Source organism: Mycobacterium sp. 20KCMC460, from assembly GCF_022179425.1.
Classification (GTDB): Bacteria; Actinomycetota; Actinomycetes; order Mycobacteriales; family Mycobacteriaceae; genus Mycobacterium; species Mycobacterium kiyosense.
In genome coordinates this window covers 4,310,354-4,326,778 of record NZ_AP025524.1, presented here as the reverse complement: position 1 = coordinate 4,326,778, position 16,425 = coordinate 4,310,354, and the positions used below count along the sequence as shown (strand labels likewise).

Annotated in this window: 13 protein-coding genes; 9 read left to right on the top strand and 4 right to left on the bottom strand. The window is 66.7% G+C overall.

Features of this window, described 5'->3' with window-relative positions; genetic code table 11:
- Positions 1-103: 103 nt before the first annotated feature.
- The 5 genes from MKCMC460_RS19950 to MKCMC460_RS19930 all read left to right on the top strand — a co-directional run bounded on the left by MKCMC460_RS19950 (position 104) and on the right by MKCMC460_RS19930 (position 8,324).
- On the top strand, positions 104-589 hold the full coding sequence (locus MKCMC460_RS19950) for a single-stranded DNA-binding protein (RefSeq protein ID WP_238304729.1): 486 nt from the start codon (positions 104-106) through the stop codon (positions 587-589).
- Between the two features lie 66 nt (positions 590-655).
- Positions 656-2,332: an energy-dependent translational throttle protein EttA gene (ettA, locus tag MKCMC460_RS19945; protein WP_236981972.1), complete on the top strand. Its 1,677-nt coding sequence runs from the start codon at positions 656-658 to the stop codon at positions 2,330-2,332.
- A gap of 51 nt (positions 2,333-2,383) precedes the next feature.
- Positions 2,384-7,252 carry an NAD-glutamate dehydrogenase gene (locus MKCMC460_RS19940; RefSeq protein WP_236981974.1) on the top strand — a complete coding sequence of 1,623 codons (4,869 nt, stop codon included), beginning with the start codon at positions 2,384-2,386 and terminating at the stop codon, positions 7,250-7,252.
- Positions 7,249-7,665 carry a thioesterase family protein gene (locus MKCMC460_RS19935; protein ID WP_236981976.1) on the top strand — a complete coding sequence of 139 codons (417 nt, stop codon included), beginning with the start codon at positions 7,249-7,251 and terminating at the stop codon, positions 7,663-7,665. Before MKCMC460_RS19940 ends, MKCMC460_RS19935 begins: the two co-directional genes overlap by 4 nt.
- On the top strand, positions 7,650-8,324 hold the full coding sequence (locus tag MKCMC460_RS19930; RefSeq protein ID WP_236981978.1) for a hypothetical protein: 675 nt from the start codon (positions 7,650-7,652) through the stop codon (positions 8,322-8,324). The genes MKCMC460_RS19935 and MKCMC460_RS19930 overlap by 16 nt, the downstream gene beginning before the upstream one ends.
- A 58-nt stretch (positions 8,325-8,382) precedes the next feature.
- Here the strand turns inward: MKCMC460_RS19930 and MKCMC460_RS19925 are convergent, their stop codons facing one another.
- The 3 genes from MKCMC460_RS19925 to MKCMC460_RS19915 all read right to left on the bottom strand — a co-directional run bounded on the left by MKCMC460_RS19925 (position 8,383) and on the right by MKCMC460_RS19915 (position 11,418).
- The gene (locus tag MKCMC460_RS19925) at positions 8,383-9,399 is read right to left on the bottom strand and encodes a pyridine nucleotide-disulfide oxidoreductase (protein WP_238306027.1); all 1,017 of its coding nucleotides are present in this window, start codon (positions 9,397-9,399) and stop codon (positions 8,383-8,385) included.
- Positions 9,400-9,463: 64 nt separating this feature from the next.
- Positions 9,464-11,023, bottom strand: coding sequence for a glycoside hydrolase family 13 protein (locus MKCMC460_RS19920; RefSeq protein WP_236981980.1), 1,560 nt, complete (start codon positions 11,021-11,023; stop codon positions 9,464-9,466).
- On the bottom strand, positions 11,023-11,418 hold the full coding sequence (locus tag MKCMC460_RS19915; RefSeq protein ID WP_236981982.1) for a globin: 396 nt from the start codon (positions 11,416-11,418) through the stop codon (positions 11,023-11,025). The genes MKCMC460_RS19920 and MKCMC460_RS19915 overlap by 1 nt, the downstream gene beginning before the upstream one ends.
- Positions 11,419-11,550: 132 nt before the next feature.
- On the opposite strand from MKCMC460_RS19915, the gene MKCMC460_RS19910 reads away from it, so the two are divergent.
- From MKCMC460_RS19910 to MKCMC460_RS19895, 4 genes are all read left to right on the top strand, one after another.
- Positions 11,551-12,201, top strand: a complete 651-nt coding sequence (locus MKCMC460_RS19910; RefSeq protein WP_238304728.1) for an HNH endonuclease — start codon at positions 11,551-11,553, stop codon at positions 12,199-12,201.
- Between the two features lie 64 nt (positions 12,202-12,265).
- Positions 12,266-12,490: a hypothetical protein gene (locus MKCMC460_RS19905; RefSeq protein WP_236983963.1), complete on the top strand. Its 225-nt coding sequence runs from the start codon at positions 12,266-12,268 to the stop codon at positions 12,488-12,490.
- A complete protein-coding gene (locus tag MKCMC460_RS19900) occupies positions 12,477-12,944 on the top strand; it encodes a DUF5130 domain-containing protein (protein WP_236981984.1) in 468 nt (155 codons plus the stop codon). Before MKCMC460_RS19905 ends, MKCMC460_RS19900 begins: the two co-directional genes overlap by 14 nt.
- Positions 12,945-12,996: 52 nt before the next feature.
- The gene (locus MKCMC460_RS19895) at positions 12,997-13,782 is read left to right on the top strand and encodes a hypothetical protein (protein WP_309297856.1); all 786 of its coding nucleotides are present in this window, start codon (positions 12,997-12,999) and stop codon (positions 13,780-13,782) included.
- A 13-nt stretch (positions 13,783-13,795) separates the two neighbouring features.
- On the opposite strand, the gene pepN is transcribed toward MKCMC460_RS19895, so the two are convergent.
- Positions 13,796-16,393, bottom strand: a complete 2,598-nt coding sequence (pepN, locus tag MKCMC460_RS19890) for an aminopeptidase N (RefSeq protein WP_236981988.1) — start codon at positions 16,391-16,393, stop codon at positions 13,796-13,798.
- Positions 16,394-16,425: the final 32 nt, after the last annotated feature.

Sequence of the window (16,425 nt, the reverse complement as noted above, 5' to 3'; positions counted from 1 at the left end):
CGGCGCGTGTCCGGCACCGGATTGTCAGGGCCGGCGAGCTGAATGGGCTTCAGTGAAAGCGCCGCCGGGAACACCGCCCGGCGAACTGGGAAGGAATTGAGCAATGTTCGAAACGCCGTTGACCGTCGTGGGTCACATCGTCAACGATCTGCAGCGCCGCAAGGTCGGCGACCAAGAGCTGATCAAATTCCGGGTGGCCAGCAATTCGCGCCGCCGGACCAATGAGGGCGGGTGGGAGCCGGGCAACTCCTTGTTCATCACCGTCAACTGCTGGGGCCGGCTGGTCACCGGGGTGGGTGCCACGCTGGGCAAAGGTTCGCCGGTGATCGTGGTGGGCCATGTCTACACCAGCGAATACGACGACAAGGACGGCAATCGGCGTTCCTCGGTGGAGATGCGGGCCACGTCGGTGGGGCCGGACCTGTCGCGGCTGCGTATCGAGACGCCGGGCCGGACCGGGGTGGACGCCGCCAAGCCCGCGACCACCGAGGCAGGCGCAATCGACAGCGACCTCGTCGGCGCGGACGCGGCCGGGTTCGAGGTGCCCGCCGATGCCGAAGCGGGGAGCCCGCTGCCACTGTCGGCCTAGCGTTGCGCGGCCGTGCATAGGATGGTCCGCGGATATCTCCAAAGACCAGAAAGGCAACACCGCGGCATGGCTGAGTTCATCTACACGATGAAGAAGGTCCGCAAGGCGCACGGCGACAAGGTGATCCTCGACGACGTCACGTTGAGCTTCTACCCGGGCGCCAAGATCGGCGTCGTCGGCCCCAACGGGGCCGGAAAGTCGAGCGTCTTGCGGATCATGGCCGGATTGGACAAGCCGAACAACGGTGACGCCTTTCTGGCCAACAACGCGACGGTGGGCATCCTGCTGCAGGAGCCGCCGCTCAACGAGGAGAAGACCGTCCGGGGCAACGTCGAGGAGGGGTTGGGCGAGATCAAAGTCAAGCTCGACCGTTTCAATGAAGTCGCCGAGCTGATGGCAACCGACTACTCCGACGAACTGATGGAGGAGATGGGCAGGCTGCAGGAGGACCTCGACCACGCCGACGCGTGGGATCTGGATTCTCAGCTGGAGCAGGCCATGGACGCGCTGCGCTGCCCACCGCCGGACGAACCGGTCACCAACCTGTCCGGCGGTGAGCGACGCCGCGTCGCGCTGTGCAAGCTGCTGCTGTCCAAACCCGACCTGCTGCTGCTCGACGAACCGACCAACCATCTGGACGCCGAGAGCGTGCAGTGGCTCGAGCAACACCTGGCCAGCTACGCCGGCGCCATCCTGGCCGTCACTCACGACCGCTATTTCCTGGACAACGTCGCCGAGTGGATCTTGGAGCTCGACCGCGGCCGCGCCTACCCGTACGAGGGCAACTACTCCACCTACCTGGAGAAGAAGGCCGAGCGGATCGCGGTGCAGGGCCGCAAGGACGCCAAGCTGCAGAAACGTCTCCAGGAGGAGCTGGCCTGGGTGCGGTCGGGTGCCAAGGCGCGCCAAGCCAAGAGCAAGGCGCGGCTGCAGCGCTACGAGGAGATGGCTGCCGAGGCGGAGAAGACACGCAAGCTCGACTTCGAGGAGATCCAGATCCCGGTCGGACCGCGGCTGGGCTCGCTGGTTGTCGAGGTCGAGCACCTCGACAAGGGCTTCGAAGGCCGCACCCTGATCAAGGACCTGTCGTTCACACTGCCGCGAAACGGCATCGTCGGCGTCATCGGTCCCAACGGTGTCGGCAAGACCACGCTGTTCAAGACCATCGTCGGACTCGAGCAGCCCGACAGCGGCACGGTCAAGGTCGGCGAAACCGTCAAGCTCAGCTACGTCGACCAGACCCGCTCCGGCATCGACCCGAAGAAAACCGTATGGCAGGTCGTCTCCGACGGGCTGGACTACATCGAGGTCGGCCAGACCGAGGTGCCGTCGCGGGCTTACGTGTCGGCATTCGGGTTCAAGGGCCCCGACCAGCAGAAGCCGGCGGGCGTGCTGTCCGGGGGCGAGCGCAACCGGCTCAATCTGGCCCTGACCCTCAAGCAGGGCGGCAACCTGATCCTGCTCGACGAGCCGACCAACGACCTGGACGTCGAAACGTTGAGCTCGCTGGAAAACGCGCTGGTCAACTTCCCGGGCTGTGCGGTGGTGATCTCCCACGACCGCTGGTTCCTGGACCGGACCTGCACGCACATCCTGGCCTGGGAAGGCGACGCCGACAACGAGGCCAAATGGTTCTGGTTCGAGGGCAACTTCGGCGCATACGAGGAGAACAAGGTGGAGCGCCTCGGCGCCGAAGCGGCGCGGCCGCACCGGGTCACTCACCGCAAGCTGACACGGGACTAGTGTCAGCTCTGCCAACCGCAAGGTATCCGTCGCGAGTGGGGAGCAATCGGCATGACGATCGATCCCGAAGCCAGAGAGCAGGTCGCGCCGTGGACCACTTTCCCGCAGGCCGGCGATGTTCCGGACTGGATATTCAAGGCTTACGCCGATAGCTACCGGTCCTCGCAGGAGGACGGATCCCAACCCACCCCCGCACCCGCCTCGGCGGTGACACCGGCCCTGCTGGCCGCCCAGTACCGCCTCGGCGAGCACCGCCCACCCGGCGAGAGCCGCGTCGCGGTGTACCCGGTGGACGACCCGGGCGGGTTCGGGCCGGCGCTGCAAGTGGTTACCGAGCACGGCAGCATGCTGATGGATTCGGTGACGGTGCTGCTGCACCGATTGGGCGTCTACTACGCAGCGATCATGACTCCGGTGTTCGAGGTGCAGCGCAGCCCGACGGGCGAGCTGCTCAGCATTGCGCCGAAGTCGCCGGACAAATCGCCCTACCACGGCGAAGCGTGGATCCACGTCCAGCTCTCGCCCACCGTCGACCGCAAGGCGCTCGCGGAGGTCGAGCGGCTGCTGCCCAAGGTGCTCGCCGACGTCCAGCGCGTGGCCACCGATGCGACAGCCATGATCGCCACGCTCGGCGAACTGGCCGCGGTGGTCGACGAAGACCCCGAAGGTCACTATGCGGCGCCCGACCGTCACGAGGTCGCCGAACTGCTGCGCTGGTTGGACGACGGCAACTTCCTGCTACTTGGCTATCAACCCTGCCGAGTGCAGAACGGCCTGGTCATCGGCGACGGATCCAGCGGCCTGGGCGTGCTGCGCGCCCGCAGCGGCACCAGACCCCGCCTCACCGACGACGACAAGTTGATCGTGCTGGCGCAGGCCGCCGTCGGCAGCTACCTGCGCTACGGCGCCTACCCGTATGCGATCGCGGTCCGCGAGAACGTCGACGACGGCGTGATCGAGCACCGCTTCGTCGGGCTGTTCACCGTCGCCGCCATGAACGCCGACGTGCTGGAAATCCCGATGATTTCGCACCGCGTCCGTGACGCCCTCACCCTGGCCGGCAGCGACCCCAGCCACCCCGGCCAGCTGCTGCTCGACGTCATCCAAACCGTTCCGCGCCCAGAGCTTTTCACGCTCAGTGCGCATCGCTTGCTGAGCATGGCCAAGGCCGTGGTCGACATGGGCTCACAGCGCCGTGCCCTACTGTTCCTACGCGCCGACCGGCTCCAATTCTTCGTCTCGTGCCTGGTGTACGTGCCGCGCGACCGCTACACCACACCGGTGCGGCTGCAGATCGAGGACATCCTGGTCCGTGAATTCGGTGGGACCCGGCTGGAATTCACGGCGCGAGTCAGCGAATCACCATGGGCACTCATGCATTTCATGGTGCGGCTGCCCCAAGAAAGTCCCGACGGCCCGGAGGGCATGGCGGGGGAGCCCGGCACCCAGTTGGCTCCGGTCGACGTCTCCGAAGCCAACCGGGTCCGCATCCAGGCGCTGCTCAGCGAGGCCGCGCGCACCTGGTCGGACCGGTTGATCGCGGCGGCCGCCAACCTTGCCCAGAGCACCGTCACAGCAACCGACGCCGAGCACTATGCCAACGCGTTCTCCGAGGCCTACAAACAGGCCGTCAGCCCGGACCAGGCCATCGACGACATCGCCGTCATCAACGAATTGGCCGACGACACCGTCAAATTGGTGTTCGCCGAGGACGACGAACAGGGCCTGGCCCAGCTGACCTGGTTCTTGGGCGGGCGCAGCGCATCGTTGAGCCAGCTACTGCCGATGCTGCAGAGCATGGGCGTTGTGGTGCTCGAGGAGCGGCCGTTCACCGTCACCCGCCCCGACGGGCTGCCGGTGTGGATCTACCAGTTCAAGATGTCGCCGCATCCCACCATCGCGCCGGCGCTGAGCCAGGCCGAGCGGGACGCCACCGCGCAGCGCTTCGCCGACGCGGTCACCGCGATCTGGCACGGCCGCGTCGAGATCGACCGGTTCAACGAGCTGGTCATGCGCGCCGGGCTGAGCTGGCAGCAGGTCGCGCTGCTGCGCGCCTACGCAAAATATCTGCGGCAGGCCAACTTTCCCTACAGCCAGTCCTACATCGAATCGGTGCTCAACGAACACGCTTCTACCGCAAAGTCGTTGGTGGCATTGTTCGAGGCGCTGTTCAACCCCGCGCACGGGTCGCCCTCCGGGCGTGAGGCGCAAGCCGCCGCCGCGGCCGTAGCCGCCGACATCGACGCGCTGGTGAGCCTGGACACCGACCGGATCCTGCGCGCATTCGCCTCCCTGGTGCAGGCCACCCTGCGCACCAATTACTTCGTCACGCGCGAGGGTTCGGCCCGGTCCCGAAATGTGCTGGCGCTCAAGCTCAATGCTCAGCTCATCGACGAGCTGCCGCTGCCGCGCCCCAAGTACGAGATCTTCGTCTACTCGCCGCGAGTGGAAGGAGTGCACCTGCGGTTCGGCCCGGTGGCGCGCGGCGGGTTGCGCTGGTCGGACCGCCGCGACGACTTCCGGACCGAAATCCTGGGCCTGGTCAAGGCGCAGGCGGTGAAGAACGCCGTCATCGTGCCGGTGGGGGCCAAAGGCGGGTTCGTGCTGAAACGGCCGCCGCTGCCCACCGGGGACGCCGCCGCAGATCGCGACGCCACCCGAGTCGAAGGCGTCGCTTGCTACCAGTTGTTCATCTCCGGGCTGCTCGACGTCACCGACAACGTCGACCAGCGCACCGGCGCGGTGAACCCACCACCGGGGGTGGTGCGCCGCGACGGCGACGACGCCTACCTGGTAGTCGCCGCCGACAAAGGCACCGCCACCTTCTCCGACATCGCCAACGACGTCGCCAAGTCCTACGGCTTCTGGCTGGGCGACGCCTTCGCCTCCGGCGGCTCGGTCGGCTACGACCACAAGGCGATGGGCATCACCGCCAAAGGCGCCTGGGAGGCCGTCAAACGCCACTTCCGCGAGATCGGCGTCGACACCCAGTCCGAGGACTTCACCGTCGTCGGCGTCGGCGACATGAGCGGCGACGTGTTCGGCAACGGCATGCTGCTGTCCAAACACATCCGGCTGATCGCGGCGTTCGACCACCGGCACGTGTTCCTCGACCCGGAACCCGACGCCGCGACGTCCTGGGCCGAGCGCCGCCGCTTGTTCGAACTGCCCCGGTCCAGTTGGGACGACTACGACAAGACGCTGATCAGCGAGGGCGGCGGCGTGTACAGCCGCGACCAGAAGACGATCCCGGTCAGCCCTCAGGTCCGCGTCGCCCTCGGAATTGAGGGTGAAGTCTCAGAGATGGCCCCGCCCAACCTGGTTCGCGCGATTCTGCAAGCCCCGGTCGACCTGTTGTTCAACGGCGGGATCGGCACCTACATCAAGGCCGAGAACGAATCCGACGCCGACGTCGGCGACCGCGCCAATGATCCGGTACGGGTCAACGGAAACCAGGTGCGCGCCAAGGTGATCGGTGAAGGCGGCAACCTTGGCGTGACGGCATTGGGCCGCGTCGAGTTCGACCTGTCCGGCGGCCGGATCAACACCGACGCGCTGGACAACTCCGCCGGCGTCGACTGCTCCGACCACGAGGTCAACATCAAGATCCTGATCGACTCGCTGGTCACCGCGGGCAAGGTCCGCGCCGAGGAGCGGACCGCGCTGCTGGAGTCGATGACCGACGAGGTCGCCCAGCTGGTGCTCACCGACAACGAGGACCAGAACGACCTGATGGGCACCAGCCGCGCCAACGCGCCCAGCCTGCTGCCGGTGCACGCCGACCAGATCAAGTATCTGGTCGCCGAGCGCGGCCTCAACCGTGAACTGGAAGCGCTGCCGTCCGAAAAGGAGATCGTGCGCCGCTCGGAGATAGGCATCGGCCTCACCTCGCCCGAGCTGGCGACGCTGATGGCGCACGTCAAGCTGGACCTCAAAGAACAGATGCTGACCACCGAGCTGCCCGACCAGGATGTGTTCGCCTCCCGGCTGCCGCAGTACTTCCCCAGACCGCTGCGCGACCGGTTCACCCCGGAAATCCGCAACCACCAGCTGCGCCGCGAGATCGTCACCACCATGCTGATCAACGATCTGGTGGACACGGCCGGCATCAGCTACGCCTTCCGGATCACCGAGGACGTCGGCGTGAGTCACCTCGACGCGGTGCGCACCTATGCGGCCACCGACGCGATTTTCGGGGTGGGACACATCTGGCGCCGCATCCGTGCTGCCAACCTGCCGGTTGCGCTGTCCGACCGGTTGACCCTGGACAACCGCCGGCTGATCGACCGGGCCGGGCGCTGGTTGCTCAACTACCGTCCGCAGCCGCTGGCCGTGGGCGCCGAGATCAACCGCTTCGCCGCGAAGGTCAAGGCGCTGACACCGCGCATGTCGGAATGGCTGCGCGGAGACGACAAAGCCATCGTGGAGAAGGAGGCCGCCGAGTTCACCGCGCTGGGCGCCCCGCCCGATCTGGCCTACCGGGTCGCGGTCGGCCTGTACCGCTACAGCCTGCTCGACATCATCGACATCGCCGACATCACCGAAATCGAGACCGCGGAGGTGGCCGACACCTACTTCGCGCTGATGGACCACCTCGGCACCGACTCGCTGCTGACGGCGGTGTCCGAGCTGGAGCGCAACGATCGCTGGCATTCATTGGCGCGCTTGGCGATTCGCGATGACATCTACGCTTCGCTGCGCTCGCTGTGCTTCGACGTATTGGCGGTGGGGGAGCCTGACGAGAGCGGCGAGCAGAAGATCGCCGAGTGGGAGCACATCAGCGCATCGCGGGTGGAACGGGCGCATCGGACGCTCAACGAGATCCGCGACAGCGGCGCGAAGGATCTCGCGACGCTGTCGGTGGCGGCCCGACAGATCCGCCGCATGACACGCACCAGCGGACGGGGATCTTCGGGGTGAGTATCGGTTTCGTCGCAGCCGTACCGGTGCGCTGGTCGGATATCGACATGTACCAGCACGTCAATCACGCCACCATGGTCACGATTCTCGAAGAGTCGCGGGTCCCTTTTCTCAAAGAGCCGTTCGGTGCCGACATCACCACCATCGGTCTGTTGATCGCCGACGTCCGGGTCACCTACAAGGATCAACTGCGCCTTGTCGATTCGCCGCTGCAAGTGACCATCTGGACCAAGCGGTTGCGGGCGGTGGACTTCACGCTGGGTTACGAGGTGCGTTCGGTCAACGCAGATCCGCAGTCGCGACCGGCGGTGATCGCCGAGTCGCAGCTGGCTGCGGTGCACATCGAAGAGCAGCGACTGGTACGGCTGACACCTACGCACCGGGAGTATCTGCAGCGGTGGCTCCGGGAGTGAACGCCGAACGTGGACTGTGGCTGGGTCCAGAAGGCGCGGCGGCACATCGCGCGGACCTGACCACCTTCGTCGAGCATGCACTGCGCCTCGACGACGCCGCGGTCATCCGCATTCGCGCCCGCTCCGAAGGGCTGCTGACGGCTTGGGCAGCAACGGGTTTCGATGTCTTGGCTAGTCGCGTGGTAGTCGGTAGAGTGCGACCCGACGACATGTCGGTCGGGGCGGACGCGTTGCTGCGTGGTCTGGCGGCCATGACCGAATCCGGCTACGTGGAGCCGGGATTCGCGATGGACTCGGCGTGGCGGGGCGGATTGCCCCCGGAGTCCGGATTCACCCACCTTGACGACATACCGGCGCGCGTCCTGCAAGAACTCTCCCAGCAGGGCGCCGCATTGGCCAGGGAGCACGGCTCGGCGCACGGTCCGCCCACCTCGTTGCTGGACCAGGAGGTCATCGAAGTCAGCGCGGGTGGGGAGATGGTGGGCTTGCCGATGCGGTGCGTGTTCGCGTTGACCGCAATGGGTTTCCTACCTCAACCGGCCGGCTCCGGCGACGACGAGATCGTACGAGTCCGGATCACGCCGGCCTGGTTACGTGTCGACGCCCGGTTCGGCTCGGTGTATCGGCGCCGGGCGCATGCCGCGCTGCTGGTGCACTGAGCGGTCGCTTCGCCGGGATTGCGATCGCAATGAGTCCAACACGTTTCACAAGCACCCTTCAGGTGCCGTAGACCATCCACAACGGTAGTACCGCGCTGAGGTAGTCCATGAATTTCTTGAGTCCCACCCGGTACTGACCGTATCCGTAAGGATCCTCCGCATATTCGGGAAACGCGATGCCCAGCCCGAACAGGCCCGGCGCGATGATCCCGTTCTGCGGGTTGTAATCCAGCGGCCCCCACTGTGGCGTCGCGGGCAGCGCGCGTCGCTGGAATCCGACGGTATAAACCACCCGATCGCACTCGCTGAGCTTCTCTTCGAACTCTGGGGCCGAAACCAAGCACCGCTCAAGTTTTTCCGGATACACCCCGTCAATATTTTCCCGCGCCCATTGCGCCGCTCGGCCTTTCAAGCCGGTATCGTCGAACAGAATCCAATCATCTAGGTAGACAGCATATTTGAGTGGGCTGCGATAAAAATTGATTACCCTGGCGACCGGATGCCGCAGCAGATGCGGCAACGCGATCATCGACGAGTGCGACGAGCCGAACACGGCGACGGTCGCACCGTCCAGCGGCAGTTCCCGCAGCTGTTCGGGATCAAGTACGACTTCGACCGGAATCTCTTGCAGCTGAGGGTAATCAAGCTTCCTGGGTACCGCACCAACGGCCATCACCACATTGGACGAGACGATGGTCCCGTCTTCCGTTTCGATGAGCCATTTGCGCCGCTCCAAACGCAGGGCGGTGGCCGTTGTCTGGAAAGCCGCGACCCGCTCCCGCAGCTGCCCGGTGACCCACAACAGCGGATCCGCAACCAGCGCAAGGGCGCACGTCTCGTCCGGGTCGACCTCCTTCAGCGGCATCGGGGGAGACGCCGCGAACCGAAAAGACGACGCGCCGGCGAGGTATTCCAAGAAAGTCCCGGCGATGGTGTTGCTCGACACCGGCCGCCATTTCGCGCCGAGATCGCCGGCGCAGAAAGCGGGGTCGACCCAGGCGATCTCCTTCGGCGGAACACCCTGATCGATCAGTCTGCCCACCGCCGCGATTCCGGCCGGACCGGCTCCGATCACTGTCCACGCGTAGGACGCCATGCACCACATATAGAGCAGCGCGCCGGGAAACGCGAAACGCGGGTCAGGCCAACCATGCCGCGGCGCCCGGCGCCAGCAACCCATCCCGAAGCGGCGCGCTCGACAGGATCAGCTCACCCGGCGGCAACTCCAGCGGCACATCCCCGGCGTTGAGCGCACACAGCAGCCCGCCGCGCCGGAACGCCACCGCGTCACCCGACAGGGGCACCCAATCCAACGGGTTACCGTCGAATTCCGCACGATCACGGCGCAATTCGATCATCCGCCGGAAGAACCACAACGTCGAATCGGGGTCAGCCGACTGCTTTTCGACGGTCAGCGCCGCCCAGTCCGTCGGCATCGGCAACCAGGTGTCGGGATTGGTCGAGAACCCGAACGGGGGAGCCTCGCCCGACCACGGCATCGGCACCCGGCACCGGTCCCGGCCGCGTTCGGTGCGCCCGGAACGTTCCCAGGTCGGGTCCTGCAGCACCTCGTCGGGTAGATCCACGTCAGGCAGGCCCAGTTCTTCGCCGTTGTAGACGAACACCGCGCCGGGCAGCGCGAGCATCAACATCGCCATCGACTTCGCCCGCAGCAGCCCCACTTCGCCGCCGCCGTAGCGGGTGACCTCGCGGCCGACGTCGTGATTGGACAGCGTCCAGGTGGGGGTGGCGTTCTCCAGCGCAGCCGCGTCCAACGAGTTCTGCACGGCTTCGCGGATCTCGCCGGCGTCGAACTCGGTGCGGGTCAGCCGGAAGTTGAAACCCAGGTGCAACTCGTCGGCGCGGACGTACTGCGCCCACTGAGAGTTGTCCTGCACCCAGACCTCGCCGACGGTGACCGCGTCGGGATAGTCGTCCATGACGGCGCGGATATCGCGATGGATGGCGTGCACGTTGGGTCGGTTGAACCGCGGATCGTCGTCGGTGTGCCGTAGCACCTCGGAGGTGTCCGGCGAATCGGGCAGACCCTCCGGCTTGGCCATGCCGTGCGCGACGTCGATGCGGAACCCGTCCACCCCGCGCTCCAGCCAGAATCGCAGCGTCTTCTCGAAATCGTCGAAGATCTCCGGGTTGTCCCAGTTGAGGTCCGGCTGCTCGGTGTCGAACAGGTGCAGATACCACTGGCCGGGGTTGCCGTCGGGCTCGACGACGCGTGTCCAGGCCGGTCCGCCGAAGACCGACTCCCAGTTGTTGGGTGGCAACACACCGTCGGGTCCCCGGCCGTCGCGGAAGAAGTAGCGATCGCGCGCCTCGGTGCCCGGGCCGGCTGCCAACGCCGCCTGAAACCACGGATGCTGAGAGCTGGAATGATTGGGCACCACGTCCATCGTGACCTTGATGCCGCGGGCGTGTGCCGCGTCGATCAGCCGCTCGAACGCGGCCATCCCGCCGAACAACGGGTCGATGTCACGCGGGTCGGACACGTCGTAGCCGTGGTCGGCCATCGGTGACACGGTGACCGGGTTGATCCAAATCCCGTCTACACCAAGCTGTTTGAGATAGTCCAACCGGTCGGCCAAACCGTCGAGATCACCGACGCCGTCACCGTTGCTGTCGGCGAACGAGCGCGGATAGATCTGATAGAACACCGCGGACTGCCACCACCGATCGCCGGCCATCAGAACGCCGAGTTCACCAGCGAGTGGGCGGCCATTTCCAGATACTGCAACAGCTGCCGCCGATGATCGTCGTCCAGCGTTTGCGCGTCGATCGAGGCGACGGCGGTATGCATGCACCGCAACCAGGCGTCGCGCTCGATCGGGGTGATCCGGAACGGCACGTGACGCATCCGCAGCCGCGGATGCCCGCGCTGATCGGAGTAGGTGCGCGGACCGCCCCAATATTGCTCAAGGAACATCCGTAACCGTTCCTCGGCGCCGGTGAGGTCCTCTTCGGGATACAGCGGGCGCAGTATCTCGTCCTCGGCGACCTGCTCGTAGAAGCGCCCGACGATCGCCTCGAAGGTTTTCCCGCCACCGACGGCGTCGTAGAAAGACTCAGTTGTTTGATCCATCGCCCACCATTGTGGGCCACCGTCGGCCCACGGCGCCCAGAGCGCCCGTTGTTCACCGGATCGACACGGCGCGGCTCAGACAAATGGCGTGCGATTGGCAGCAAATCGTGGTGGACTGTCCGCGGAGGATTTATGGCGCAGCGCAATAAACGCCGTGGCCACCGCAGCACGGGTGTCGCGGCAAAAGGAACCGGGCCAGCAACCGCCCCATGCCTGCACAGTGTCGCTGAAACCCATCCCCCCAACCGCACCGACAGCGCCTCGATCTGGAACCGCCGCCGGGTGCTGCTGCTGAACTCCACCTACGAGCCGTTGACCGCACTGCCGATGCGACGCGCCATCGTGATGCTGATCTGCGGAAAAGCTGACGTCGTGCACCACGACCCGGCCGGTCCGGTCATCCACTCGGCCACCCATTCGATTGCGGTGCCCTCGGTGATCCAGTTGCGCACCTATGTCCGGGTGCCGTACCGGGCGCGGGTCCCGATGACCCGCGCGGCGTTGATGCACCGCGACCGGTTCTGTTGCGCGTACTGCGGCGCGAAGGCCGACACCGTCGACCACGTGGTGCCCCGCAGTCGCGGCGGCGAACATTCCTGGGAGAACTGTGTCGCGTGCTGCGCGACCTGCAACCACCGCAAGGGCGACAAGCTGCTCACCGAACTCGGCTGGTCGTTGCGGCGTGCGCCGCTGCCGCCGACCGGCCAGCACTGGCGGCTGCTGTCGACGGTCAAGGAGCTCGACCCGTCCTGGGTGCGGTATCTGGGTGAGGGCGCGGCCTGACATTCCTGCGTCCTGAGTGCACCGCTTCGCGCGGTCGTGGGATACGGTTTGCCTCGTGAACACGATGGCATTACACGGGATGTTTCTCGGAATACCACTGTTGCTGGTCGGTCTCCTCTTGCTGGTGTTCATGAGCCGCAAGAGCCCGCACCCGGCGACCTACGATCTGTCGCAAGAGTGGACCCACCCGTCGATCCTGTGGGCGGCCACCGACGAGAACGTCGGCGGTCACCACGGCGGGCACGGCTCGGAGTTCACGGTGGGAGGTGGCGCAAGTGGCACATGGTGAAGTCGCGACCATCGATCCCGCCGACCTGCCCCGCGGCTCGGTGATCACCAGCAGTGGACGGGTTTCCGGCGTTACCGAACCGGGCGAGCTCTCCTCGCACTACCCCTTCCCGATCAAGGACCTCGTCGCCGTCGACGACGCCCTGAAGTACGCCTCGCGCGCGTCCAAGGCGCGGTTCGCCGTCTACCTGGGTGACCTGGGCGGCGACACCGCGGCCCGGGCCCGGGAGATCCTGGCCAAGGTGCCGACCCCCAACAACGCGGTGCTGCTGGCGGTGTCGCCGAACCAGAGCGCCATCGAAGTGGTGTACGGCTCGGAGGTGCGCGGTCGCGGCGCCGAGTCCGCGGCGCCGCTCGGGGTGGCCGCCGCGTCGTCGGCGTTCGAGCAGGGCAACCTGATCGACGGACTGGTCAGCGCCATCCGGGTACTCAGCTCGGGGATCTCGCCGGCCTAGCCGCCCGCAGTTGCCGGGTCACCACCACGAGCGGGCGCTGCGCGAGGCGGGCCTGCTCACCGGCCCGCGCCGCACCGGCTACCCCGCGACATGGCTGGCGAATGCCGCGCGCCGCGCAGTAACCCCCGAAACGATTCTCGAGATCGCCCGGAGCTCGGGCATCGACGGGGATGAACTGCACCTGCTCGGCGACTACGAAGAGGTCAACGACCCGCGCGGTAAGTCGTTCTTTCTGCTCCCGCCGGGTATCAGCGGGGACGACGCGCGCCGGGCGGTGTTGCTGACCTACATCCTCAACGCGGGCACCGACTATGGCGCGGCGGGTCGCGGCGTCGTCCACGACTTCGCCGCGACGCCGTACTCGGTGGCCGAGGTGCGGCGCATCATGGACCGGCAGCGCGCCAACGGCTGGAGTTACGGCCGCGACGTCCGATTCGTCGACCGAAACGGCGGCCGGCTGGCGACCACCCCGAACGGCATCCTGATGGGTGCGGGCGGCAGCTGGGTCCAGCGGCTGTACAGCCAACGCGGCGGGACCACCTGGGGAGACATCTTCATGGTCAACACCACCGCCGGAGTCGAGCCCGCCCGAGTGCTGCGCGACATCATCGCGTCGCGGCGGATCTGGCGCGCCGAACCCGACGGCGAGGTCGTGGTCGGCGGCCTGGATCTGGACCGCCTGTTGCATCACGAGGAACGACACAGTGCTCAGTGGGCCGCGCTCGGCTATTCCGGCATGCTGCGAGCCTATGGCTGGGAGTTGGTGCGCGAGTTGATCTTTCGCAAGACCAATCGACTCGAGCAGGACGCCGGCCTGCACGACGGCGGCTATCTGTAGGCCGGCCGTCCGGTCAGTTCGGGTCCTCGGCGTCGAACTTGCGCGCCCGCAGCGACCGCTTCACCCCGGCTTGGCCCTCGAGCACCAGTCGGCGCAACGCCGGCGGCACGTCGGGATCGCTCAGGAACTCGTCGGCGGTAGCGATGGCCTCCTCGCTGATGTCCCAGTACGGGTACAGGCCGATCACCACCGACTGCGCGACCTCGCTGGACCGCCGCGCCCACACCCCCGGAATCGCTTTGAAGTAGCGTGCGGTGAACGGTTTGAGCAGCTCACCCTGCCCCGGCGCGCCGATACCCGCGATGATGGCCCGGCTGAGGGCATTGGCCAGCGTGTCGTCCTCGACCACTGAGGTGAACGCGGCCTCCTTGACCTCGAGCTGGGGGCGCGCCGCCGCCGCCTGAGCGCCGTGCCGCTTGCCCGCGGCAGTGGGGTCTTTGTTGACCTCGGCGTCGATGCGTGGCGTGTCCGGGCCCTCGGCGTCGATCGCGCCGGCAGCGGCCAGCGCGATCACCACCCGCCAACGCAGATCGGCGTCGACGTCCAGGCCGGCCAGCCCCTGCTCGGCGGGGTCACCGTCGAGCAACGCGCTCAACACCTCCACGTGCCGCGGTGAGAGCACCGACGAACACAGCGCGTTGACGAAGGCGAGCTGGTGGTCGGATCCGGGTTCGGCGCCGCGCGCCAACTCCAGCAGCCGGTCGGCCAGCTGCGGCCCGCCCTGCTCGCGTGCCCACCCCGGTTCGGCATACGAACCGACCGCCGTCTGCGCCTGCAGCAGCAACCGCTGCAACACCGTCACCTCGGTCTCGGCCTGAACGCCTCCGGACACCAGTGCCACGAAGTCGCGGGCCCGCAGCTCGGCCTCCCGCGTCATCTCCCAGGCGGCCGACCAGGCCAGCGACCGGGGCAGCGGCTCGGCGATGTCGGCGATGCGCTTCAGCGCGGTCTGCAGCGACTCCGGGTCCAGCCGTAGCGAGCAGTAGGTCAGGTCGTCGTCGTTGACCAGAACCAGCTTGCCCCGCGAAACACCTACCAGCGCAGGCACTTCCGTGCTGGAACCGTCGACGTCGATTTCCTCGCGATGCACCCGCACCAATTTGCCCGACGCCGGATCGTCGTCGTAGATGCCGATCGCGATCCGGTGCACCCGGGTCTCACCCGCGCCGGGCGCCGCCCCGCTCTGCGTCACCGCGAACCGGGTGAAGTTGCCGTCACCGTCGATGTCGAAGTCCGGGCGTAACGTGTTGAGCCCGGTCGTTTTCAGCCACTGCTGCCCCCAGTTCGACAGGTCTCGTCCCGAGGCCTTCTCCAGCGCGCCGAGCAGATCGCTGAAGGTGGCGTTGCCGAATGCGTGGGCAGCGAAATAGTCCCGCAACCCGGCCAGGAAATGCTCCAGCCCCACATAGGCGACCAGCTGCTTGAGCACCGAGGCGCCCTTGGCGTAGGTGATTCCGTCGAAGTTGACCTCGACCGCGTGCAGGTCGGGGATGTCCGCGGCGATCGGGTGTGTGGAGGGCATCTGGTCCTGGCGGTACGCCCACGACTTCTCCACTGTCGCAAAGGTTGTCCACGCCTGGGTGTACTCGGTCGACTCGGCCTGGCACAGCACCGACGCAAAGGTGGCGAAGGATTCGTTGAGCCACAGATCATCCCACCACGTCATGGTGACCAGGTCGCCGAACCACATGTGCGCCATCTCGTGCAGAACCGTCTCGGCGCGCCGCTCGTAGGAGGCCCGGGTGACCTTGCTGCGGAAGACGTAGTCTTCCAGGAACGTCACCGCGCCCGCGTTTTCCATTGCGCCGGCATTGAATTCGGGAACGAACAGCTGGTCGTACTTGCCGAAAGCGTAGGGCGAGCCGAAGTTGGCGTGGTAGAAACCGAAGCCCTGCTTGGTCTCGGTGAACAACCGGTCGGCGTCCATGAACGGCGCCAGCGACGCCCGGCAGTAGATGCCCAGCGGGATCTCGCCGTGCTCGTCGCGGTAGGTGTCGTTCCACACCGCATACGGGCCGGCGATCAGCGCCACCAGATAGGTGCTCATCCGCGGGGTGGTCGCGAACGTGTGCACTTTGGCCTGGCCGGCGACTGCGACCTCGGCGGTCGCGCCGTTGGATACGACCTGCCAGTGTGCGGGCGCGGTCACCTGGATGTCGAAAGTGGCCTTGAGGTCGGGCTGGTCGAAACAGGCGAACATCCGCTTGGCATCGGCGGTTTCGAATTGCGAGTACAGGTAGACCTCGTCGTCGACCGGGTCGACAAAGCGGTGCAGGCCCTCACCGGTGTTCGAGTAGCGGCAGTCCGCGTCGACCACGACGACGTTGCGGTCGGCGAGCCCGCGCAGCGGGATCCCGGTTGATTCGTCGTAACCGGAGACGTCGATGGGCTGGCCGTTGAGGGTGGCGCTGCGCACAGTGCCGGCGGCGATGTCGAGGACGGTGTCGGCTCCGGCGAGCGCGTCGAACACCACGGTGGTGACGGAGTGGAATGTTCCGGAGCCCGGCGCGCCGGAGCCGTCGGTGAGGTCGAGGGCGATCTGGTAACTGTGCACGGTGACCAGCGCCGCGCGTTCGATTGCCTGGTCGCGGGTGAGGTTGGGGAGAGCCACGGGCTCCAACATATCGGCTGGCGTCGCAGCGC